The sequence below is a fragment of the Microvirga massiliensis genome (assembly GCF_001006805.1).
In the GTDB taxonomy this organism is placed as follows: domain Bacteria; phylum Pseudomonadota; class Alphaproteobacteria; order Rhizobiales; family Beijerinckiaceae; genus Microvirga; species Microvirga massiliensis.
Genome location: NZ_LN811357.1, coordinates 169,561 through 179,241, shown reverse-complemented (window position 1 = coordinate 179,241; position 9,681 = coordinate 169,561). Strand labels below are relative to the sequence as shown.

The following is a 9,681-nucleotide window of genomic DNA, read 5'->3' as shown; positions in this document are numbered from 1 at the left end:
GACCTCCTGCTTCCGGAGGGAGCTCGGGATAACAAGTGCTCTGTTTCGAAAGGGAGCCAGAGCCGCTGTGCTACGCGGTTGCGCCTGTGTTCGGGACCATGGACAGGATCCGACGAGATCGGGTGCTTGTGGCGCGCTTTCGCAACCCCGATGATTGTATTCCGCCTGTCCGGCGTCACCCTGGCATTCGTGCTTGATTTGCACAATCGGGCCTCGAGCACGGGGTCGACGCGCGAGAGATTCCGCATTCTCGAAGAAAACGAAGCACCGTTGGACGCCGCATGGACTCTTCGATGAAAGCCCAATAATGTTTCATCGAGTTTTAAAGGCGGGGCCAGGGTGCTCGGGAGCCTGTCTCGGTTCATCCTTGTGATGCATCTGCCACATCTTTCGTTGTCGAGCCATAGGCTCCGCCCAAGTCATGAATCAATGTCCTTCCATCATAGGAGGAACCGGTGGACGTTTCGCGATATGTTCTCGGGCTCGGCCTTGCTACGTTCGGCGCGCTGTCGGGCGCCATGGCGGCGGAGCCAAATCTTTCCGCCTATCAGGGGGCGTGGCTGAGTTCGAGCCTCTCCTGTGAAGAGATTTTCGCTCCTGCGGCGAAAGGTTTTTCATTCCGAAAGCCGGTGAACATATTCGCACCTGCCTTTATCATTTCGGGCAATCGCCTGAGGACTCCTCAAGCATCGTGCCGCATCAAATCGATCAAGCCGGCCGGAGATCGTCAGGTCCTGACACTGGGCTGCGCGAACTCTGTCTCGGCCAACGACGTCACGGTTCAGATGGCCCCTGGTTCGGATGGCCTGAAGCGATTTTTCAACGACCAGGACAAGACGGGGAGTCTTTACACGCGCTGCGATCGATAAGGCTATTGAGACCCCGGCTGGATAGCGGAATCCGTGCGATTTCGATTGGCGCTATCCGACCGAGTCTTCACGAAGACGTTTGTGTCCACGCGCATATTCGCAAGCCTTTCGGTGAGACTCTGTCTTCCATGTCTGTCGCGCCGACCGACGAAGATCGACGCAACACCGCGGCATGCATCAGCTGATTTGAGCGCCCAATTCCTTCACGAGCTTTATGGCATCGGATAGGTCCTTGAGCGGCGCATCGTGCGGAAAGGTGGGTCCACTTTTCCGCACGATGCGTTAGCGGCGGCGGCCACCTCCGCCGCGCCCACCTCCGAAACTGCGGCCGCCTCCGAAGCTGCTCCCACCAAAGCTGCGGCCCCCTCCGTAGCCGCCTCGCGGGGCGAAGCTGCGTTGGGGTGTCATTGCCGCGGGACGCGAGAACTGGCGATTTGCGATCTGCCGCTGGTTCCCAAGGTTCCGCGCCTGGACATCCCGCATCAGATTCGAAGGCAGCGCCTGGCTAGGGCCAGGGCGTGCTGCAGGTCGCTGTGCTGTTGGGCGCTGCTGCGCAGATCTACGCTGCGCCGCAGGGCGTTCGTTCGCCGCTTGACGTTGCTGCGCCGTTGGTCGCTGTTGTGCAGTCGGGCGCTGTTGTGTCGATGGGCGTTGTTGTGCAGCGGGGCGCTGTTGGGCTGACGGGCGTTGAGCCGCCCGCTCCTGTGCCCGCTCGCCACGGGCTCCTCCTTCCTGATCGCGCCGGTTCTGCGCGCTGCCGTCTCCGAAGCGCTGACCGAGAGCGGCGCCTGCCGCGCCCGCTGCGCCGGCGCCGGCGAGCCCTCTGAGAGCCTCGCCTCCACCGCGCTCCTGCAGCCGCTCGCGAGCCTCGGGCGAGAGATCTCGGAGTCCCTCACCACGCTGCAGAAGTTCGCTCCGCTCCGGGCGTGCAACGTCCTGCCAGCCGCCGTCGAACTTCTGCCAGCCGTCGCCGGTGTTCCGATAGACGTTGCCGTCACGGCCTGCATAGATGTCGCCGCGCCGTCCCTCGTGCACGAATCCCTGTCCGTTCGAAGTGTTCCAGCGGAGCGTCGATCCGCCCGCAACGTTGGAGCTGGCCGTTACCCGCGCCCACTCGGATCCACGTTTGACCCCGGCCGAATTCCAGGCGCCGTAAACGTTGCGCCCGCCTGCGACATATCCGGCCCTGTCCGTCCGTGGATTGTAGGCCCCGACGAAGCCAGCCGAACCGCGCGGTCCCCACGCCGCGCCGCCGCGAACATAGGTTCCGGTGCGCGGATTCCAGGTCCGTGCCCCCGCGATCCCCCGATGGGGACCGTATGCGTAGCCATAGCGGCCGTAGGCGCCCCTGACCGGGTTGTAGTAGGCGCCGAGGCCCCACGTGGCGGGCCGCGGATAATAGATCGGGTAGGAATGGCCCGGCCAGTTATACCAATACGGCGGATAGTACCATCCGGTGCCATAGACATAGGTGCCCCAGGCCAGGAAGCCGGACAGGTAGCCCATCGTGTATCCGTACCAGACCGCATCGGGCTCGGTCTCGTAAACGCGAACGTAGGTGGCGTTGTAGACGGGCGACGAGGGCGGGATCTGATAGATTTCGTCCGGCACCATCCGTGCGAGTTGCCATGGGCCATCCGGACTGTCGGCCACAAACCAGACGCCGTCCTGGAGCAGGAAATACTGCGAACCGACCTTGATTACGGTCTCGTTCGTGTTCGTCGCATACGCGAGATCGCTCGACTCGATCGGCGCGAATTGCGCATCGCCCGTATAAGCGACCACCGGCGTGATGGACCCGGCCTCGACCCGCGCCGTGGTCGGGATGCTCGCCTTGAGCCGCGCTTCGGCGCTTTCGGATGTACCGGGAATGGACGAACGCACGGCATAGTAGGGCGCGTCCTCGGGGATGTTGCGGAAGTCCGCGGGCAGGTCGGGCGTGGCGAAAGTCCATGGCCCGTTCAGAGCCGGGGCACGGAACCAGCGACCCGACAGAAGCACATACCACAGTTTCCCGGCTTTATCGAAGAACACGTCCGACTCGCTGTTCGATGCCCATTGAAGCGAGGTGCCTGGGACGTCCTCGAGAGCGGGTTCGCCGTCGAACAGGATCAGTTCGGAAGGTGCATTCGTGCGGATGATCTTCGGCGCGGCACCCTCGCGATAGGGCTCGGGTGGCATGGCGGCGCGCGCATCGTTCCAGTTGTCATCATCCGGCAACCCCGTCAGTGGCGCCGGCAGCTCGGTGACCGGGGTCCATGGGCCGTCGATCGCGCGGGCGGTTAGCCAGTGGGTGTCGTCACGCAGGAACAGAGTACTGCCTTCGTCAACGCGGAAGAGGTCCCAGTTCGTGTTGACCACGAAGGAGAGGCCTGCCGCGCCCTTGACAGGGGCATAGGCGGACTCGCCGTCCGTCTGGACCAGGATCGCCGGTGTCGTCGAGACGAAGATCGGCGGTGCATCGGCTTTGAGTCCTGCCACGTCGGTCATCCGCTCCTGCTCGGCGAGGCTTGCCGACACACGCGCCTCCGAAACGGTGATCGGGCCGGTCGGCAGGAGCTTTCCGGCCTCGACTGCGAGTGCCGTCAGGTCATCGCGCACGAGGCCGGAGAAGTTCAGTTCGGTGACGGTGACATCGATGATCACGACCTCGTCGGCGTCCTCGTCATAGGAAGTCGCGCCCTTGAGCCCGATCGCGCCGAAGACCGGCTTGGCGTCGGGCGTCTTGACGTATTCGGCCGCCACCAGCGCCTCGATCGTCTTGAAGTCCGTCCACTTGGTGAACTGCGGCTGATAAAGGACCATGCGGCCCTTCTCCCCCACCTCATAGGCGCGCGGCCAGCCTTCGGGATCATCGCTCTCCTGCAGGTAGCGTCCGCTGACGAAGCCGCTCTTGCCCTTGACGGTCACGGCGCACCAGCTGCCGGACCCTTCGCACTCGCCAATATCGACCGCTGTGCCGGCCGGGAGGGTCCGGATCGAGGCGAAGTTCGTGCCCGGACCCGAACGGAAATTGACGCTGGTGGTGGTCGTCCCCGGTGCGGCGAGAGCCGGGGCCGACGCAAGGATCGGCACAAAGGTGAGTGCGATGAAGCTGCGCATCAGGATCGACTCCTGCAACCCCAGGCATGGGGTAAATGCTGCAACATTCTCGGGAACGGTCTGCTTCGGCTTGACCCGATGTCGACACATCAAGCCGCACATTCATTGCCTGCGAGCGGTAGTGCCCCAGTGCATACTCCCGATCATGTAGCAAATTATTCTATCACACCTACGCCACACTCGCTGGATTGATTTTCGTCAATAAAAAGTGAGGGGTGCTGTGAACGCATTGCGGCGCACAGGGACCATGCGGCTTGCACTCGTCCCGGTGAGGCGGTGCGGGCCGTTGCATCCTATACAGATCCGGATCTGTCCGCCCGCGAATTTCTCTGCCACGGACACGTGGGATTCCCGCTGATGTCGCCGACATAGGTCGGCCTGATGGAGCCGGGTAATCAGGTAAAACCAGGTCATTCTGCCGGCATCGATCAATGTAGGCACGGGCTCGAATACCACCTTTTGATCCGCATCAGGGTAGTTGAGGAGCATTGCAGCGAGCGTGCTTTTGCGGGATAGTTTCACGGGCTCTGCACAAGGCCATCATGCTGATGATTGGTAAGATCGCGCCTCGATCATCGAGTCAGGCTGACTGCACATGTCATCGATAGGATCGAGCGTCCCGGGAGGATCCGGACGATTGCTTCCCGCCGGTGCTGAGCCGCGCATCGACCTCAAATCGGGAGATTTGCCATGTCACCCGCTCCCACCGATTCGTCTGTCCAGCGGACGCTCGCCTGGACGACGAATCAGGACTTCCCGGTCGGGAAAGGTGCGACCGTTCAGGAATTCGTCGCAGTCGCAGGCGACAACCGATACATCATCGACGTCGCCCCCTGGGGCGAGGGCCGTTTCATGGTCGACGGCCGGGAGATCGCGATTGTCGACCGCGCCAAGGATGCCCGGCAGGCCTTCAATGATCTCAGCATCTTAGCCGAGAAGTACCTCAGGGGTGAGCCGATCGAGGTCGGGATTCCAAGGCGGGCGCCGCTCATTCCGGCTGCGAAGGCCAAACTCCTTGGCGGCAAACGAGGTCTCATCGTCGGCATCGCCAACGAGAACTCGATTGCCTGGGGGTGCGCCCGAGCTTTCCGGGCGCTCGGGACCGATCTGGCCGTGACCTATCTCAACGACAAGGCAAAGAAACACGTCGATCCGCTCGCCGAGGCGCTTGAAGCCGAAATCGTGATGCCCCTCGACGTCGGCACGCCCGGGCAGATGGAGAGCGTGTTCGAACGCATCGGCAAGGAGTGGGGTACGCTCGACTTCCTCGTGCATTCCATCGCGTTTTCGCCGAAGGAGGCGCTTCAGGGGCGAGTTGTGGACGTGTCTCGCGATGGATTCCTCGCCACCATGGACGTGTCATGCTGGAGCTTCATCCGCATGGCCCATCTCGCGGAACCGCTGATGACCAAGGGCGGTTCGCTCTTCACGATGACGTATTACGGGAGCCAAAGAGTCGTCAGCAACTACAACATTATGGGCGTCGCCAAGGCAGCGCTTGAAAGCGCCGTCCGCTACCTTGCGGCCGAACTCGGGCCGAAGGGCATCCGCGTACACGCCATTTCTCCCGGGCCGCTCGCGACCCGCGCGGCGTCGGGGATCACCGAGTTCGACAAGCTGCTCGACAAGGCGCGTGGGAAGGCGCCTGCTCGAAGCCTGGTCACGATCGACGATGTGGGCGTGGCAACGGCATTCCTCGCACATGACGCGGCGCGCCTGATCACCGGCGAAACGCTTTATGTCGATGGCGGCTATCACATCGTCGATTGACGCTGTCGTCCGTGGAGTAAGACTCGCTGATCCTGAGGATAGTGCCGGATCAGGCAAGATGCACTGCCGTGCCCAATTGTCATTGCAAGCGGGAGGCGTAATGCACTGCCTGTTCCGTTGCACTTCCGTCATTGCGAGCCGCAGGCGAAGCAATCTACCCGTCGACGGAGGCACCGCTGGATTGCTTCACTCCGTTCGCAATGACGAATAGAGCGTGAGGACGCGAGGAGCACGGCCGGAAACGGAAGTAGACTCCTGAACCACTGCCGTCATTGCAAGCCGAAGGCGAAGCAATCCAGACTGGACCCGCAGACCTGGATCGCTTCACTCCGCTCACCATGACGAGGAAGGCGTGAGGGCACGAAGTGCGTCGCCTTCCTCGCGGCCTCTTACAAAGCTTCAGCAGAGGGTCAGGTTCTGGGCCAGCCCTGCTTCGCTCGTTTCCTTGTACTTTGCGTTCATGTCCCGGCCCGTGTCGGCCAGAGTCTTGATCGTCGTGTCCAGATCGACGCGGTGCCGGCTCGCGATCTCGTTGGTTGCGACCATGAAGGCGGTCCAGGCCTTCACCGCGCCGAAGGCACACCGCTCGATGCAGGGAACCTGCACGTAGCCCGCAACCGGATCGCAGGTCATGCCCAGGTGATGCTCGAGCGCCGACTCCGCGGCGTTCTCGATGACTTGCGGCGAGCTGTCCATGGCCTGTGCGATCAGTGCGGCCGCCATTGCCGAGGCGACACCGATTTCGGACTGGCAGCCGCCCTCCGCTGCGGCGAGGGTCGCATTGTGCTTGCAGAGGTAGCCGACGGCCAAGCCGGCGAGCAGGCCCTGGCGGATCTTGTCCATCGGGACCTGTCGTTTGCTCTGCACGAGGGCGTATACGACCGCCGGCATCACGCCTGCAGAGCCACCCGTGGGGGCGGTGATGACTAGGTGGCCGCGGGCGTTCTCCTCGGAAGCGGCCAGCGCACAAGCCGAAACCATGGCGATTGCACGGTCGCTCTCGTACTGGTCGTCCATCGCGCGCTCCCAGACCGTCGCGGCCTTGGAGTGAAGCTTGATCGGCCCAGGCAAGACATCGTCTTTCACGGAAAGACCGGACTTCACGGTGGCGAGCATCGCTCCGGCGATCTTGTCCAGGAAGGCGTTGATCTGTTCTTCGCTCTTCCCGGAAACCGCTATCTCGTTCGCCATGATCACGTCTGCGATCGAGAGGTTGTTCTTCTCCGCGTGCTGTCGCAGTTCCTTCATCGTCGCATAGGGATATTTCGGCTGGCCTTTCTTGGGAGGTTCGTAGCCCTTCCACTCGATGAACCCGCCGCCGACAGAGTAATACTCCTGCTCGTATAGGACCTTGTCGCCGGCCACGAGCTTGCACGTCATCGTGTTCGGATGCGGGAAATCGCCTTTCGGCGCATCATAGATGATATCGGCCAAGGACAGGTTGAGCGTCTTGCCGCCGATCTGTACCGGATAAGTCTGCTGTGGCTTGGCGATCATTTCGTCGAGGAACAGCGGATCCACGGTGGCTGGCTCCTTGCCCACCAGGCCTGCCAGCGCGGCGCGCTCGGTGCCATGCCCCTTGCCGGTGGCGCTCAGGCTGCCGAACAGATGCACCTTGAGGCCGGTCGCCTGTGCGAGCTGGTCTGCCGGCAGCTTCGTGCAGCGCTGGTAGAAGTCGTACGTGATGCGCATCGGCCCGATCGTGTGCGAGCTCGAGGGGCCGGGCCCCACCTTGTAGAATTCGTCCGCGACGATCATCACCGGCCCTTTGGACGACTTCACGACGTTCAGGTCGGGAGAAAGGGCGGCACTCATCTTGAGCCCGGAAGCGTCCTTCGCGGCCTCTTTGGCGGCCTGCTGTGCAGAGGCCTCCGTTGCGGCTTGCTGGGCGCGCGCTTCTGGCGCCCAGGTGGTCCCGGTCATCACCGCCGCGGCGCCAATGGCAGTGCTGCGCATGAGAAACGACCGGCGGTCTACGTTCGACGAAAGAGCAGGGAACTCGGGTAGCGTCGGGAACAGCTCGACGTCCTTGCTACTCATGACCGTTTCCTCCAGTGGGTGGTTAGGGTTTTGGTATGCTCTCGAGACGGCTCCCGCGCTCATGCTGGCGCTTATCACGGGCATGTCTGCCTCGCTCCTGGCGTTTCCTCAGGCCAGTTCGACCTCGGACCATCCGAGACCAGCTTCGGCTGGCCAACCGGGTCGCCTCGGATCGCGTTTGCTGGTGTGCGAAGCGTCTAAGTTTCGCCGCGCCCGAGTGCCACCCGGCCTGGACGATCACTCTATTCCAGCGGATGTGCGGCGCTTGATCGGTGGGGACAATGTTTTGACAGTTTGGGCCAGGGCCGGTCCGGTGCCAGGGCGATGCGCGGTGCGCCACGCCTTTGGAGTCCGACGGGCCAACGCCGGAAGATCCGTGCCTCGATCCGCAGAAATTCTTGCGTCACCGGGCGCAGTCGTCATGCGCACTGGATACACAGCCTATGGCCGCACGTTCGAGATCGGATGGAACGACGTCCCGGAGATATAGGGTCAGGAGACTACGCCCTGTTCGCAGAGATGCCCGATGCCTTTCTGTCGGCGGTGCTCAGCCCGGGGCATCCGATCTGCGAAGGCATGACCAGGAACAGCCTCGCGACTGTGATCGATACTCCGGGCCGCTCACGCCTCAGTAGCGATAATAGACTCGTCGCCCGCCCCAATAGGGTCGATAGATCGGGCCCCGGTAGTAGCCATAGTAGGGGCGCCCATAATAACCGTAATAGGGCCGATAGATTGGGCGCCCATAGTAGCCATAGGGATAGATCACGCGGCGGCGGTAGATCGGATAGCCATAGCCGCCATAATAGACAGGGGCAGCATAGACCGGATATCCAGTATAGACTGGATATCCATAGAACGGGTAGCCATAGACTGGATATCCGTAGGCCGGGTAGGCAGCAGATGCCAGCGCAGCACCAGCCGCGAGACCGAAAATTCCAGCCGCGAGCGCCGCGCCGCCCCCCCATCCGCCACCGCGGTAGCCATACCAGTAATAGGCTTTGGCATCCGAGGTCGCCAGGGTCCCGCCCATGATGACGGCTGCAGCTGCGAGGGTTGTGATCTTACGCATCGCACAACCTCCAAGTCGCGGTATATTACTTCAAATGCCGCCAAAACTCCAGAAATCGTCAAGAAGTCAGGAGTCCTCACGATGCAGCGACTTTCAACCAACCTTGTCCTTATCGTTGCATTGGCTCTGCTCGACGGCCCGGCCCTGGCGCAGCAGCAGTTCGATGGCCATTGGAGCATCGAGGCGATTCCCGAGAGAGGCACCTGCAGGAGGCCTCATCATTATCGGGCAGTGATCGAGAATGGGACCGTTCGCAATGGCGGCTCAGGGAAGTTCAATACCGCGGGCGGGCTCGAGCCAGACGGGCGCATCCGAGGCAGCGTCCAAGGCAGCAAGACACGGGTCGATGTCACGGGCCGTCTGTCGAGCCGTTCGGGTTCAGGCACTTGGACCAGTGCGGGAAGGCTGAACTGCTCAGGACGGTGGAATGCCGAGAAACGAAGCTGACCCTCGGGCACAGGATCGGCGGCGAAGGAGCGGGATTCCTGGAGCGGTTCCGTTCAAGAGCGGGCTACGGCAGCGTTCCGCCAGACGACCGAACTGCGCAAGCCGTGGTTCGGTCATCTTCAATGTCCTCGGTAGCACCTGACCTCGCGCCGAGCCCTGCACTGTTACGGGACTCGGGCGTTGGAGCAATGGCAGATCGCGACAGGATCAGAGAGCGGGATTAAACAGCTCAGAAGTCGCGCTGGACACGCAAACGGGCTTCCCAGATGTCGTCGGAACCGGTCGGCTTGAAGAAGCCTGAGGCATCGCCGGCGAAGTTCGTGATCGGAACCGCGACGCGGCCACGCGGGTCGACCCTCGCGTAAAGAACCTCTGCGCCAA

Annotated in this window: 6 protein-coding genes; 3 read left to right on the top strand and 3 right to left on the bottom strand. The window is 62.5% G+C overall.

Annotated features, from left to right (window positions below):
* The first annotated feature begins 455 nt into the window (after positions 1–455).
* Positions 456–869, top strand: a complete 414-nt coding sequence (locus BN1233_RS23220; protein WP_046865994.1) for a hypothetical protein — start codon at positions 456–458, stop codon at positions 867–869.
* A 282-nt stretch (positions 870–1,151) separates the two neighbouring features.
* Here BN1233_RS23220 and BN1233_RS23215 read toward each other — a convergent pair whose 3' ends face one another.
* Positions 1,152–3,971, bottom strand: coding sequence for an SH3 domain-containing protein (locus tag BN1233_RS23215; RefSeq protein ID WP_046866172.1), 2,820 nt, complete (start codon positions 3,969–3,971; stop codon positions 1,152–1,154).
* A gap of 969 nt (positions 3,972–4,940) precedes the next feature.
* Here BN1233_RS23215 and fabI point away from each other — a divergent pair.
* The gene (fabI, locus tag BN1233_RS23205) at positions 4,941–5,741 is read left to right on the top strand and encodes an enoyl-ACP reductase FabI (protein WP_046866171.1); all 801 of its coding nucleotides are present in this window, start codon (positions 4,941–4,943) and stop codon (positions 5,739–5,741) included.
* Positions 5,742–6,140: 399 nt separating this feature from the next.
* Here fabI and BN1233_RS23200 read toward each other — a convergent pair whose 3' ends face one another.
* Positions 6,141–7,781: an L-serine ammonia-lyase gene (locus tag BN1233_RS23200; RefSeq protein ID WP_082145608.1), complete on the bottom strand. Its 1,641-nt coding sequence runs from the start codon at positions 7,779–7,781 to the stop codon at positions 6,141–6,143.
* A gap of 628 nt (positions 7,782–8,409) precedes the next feature.
* Positions 8,410–8,853 carry a hypothetical protein gene (locus tag BN1233_RS23195; protein ID WP_046865992.1) on the bottom strand — a complete coding sequence of 148 codons (444 nt, stop codon included), beginning with the start codon at positions 8,851–8,853 and terminating at the stop codon, positions 8,410–8,412.
* A gap of 81 nt (positions 8,854–8,934) precedes the next feature.
* On the opposite strand from BN1233_RS23195, the gene BN1233_RS23190 reads away from it, so the two are divergent.
* Positions 8,935–9,300 (top strand): hypothetical protein, encoded by a 366-nt coding sequence (locus BN1233_RS23190; protein ID WP_048708375.1) that lies wholly within the window; start codon positions 8,935–8,937, stop codon positions 9,298–9,300.
* The last annotated feature ends 381 nt before the right edge of the window (positions 9,301–9,681 follow it).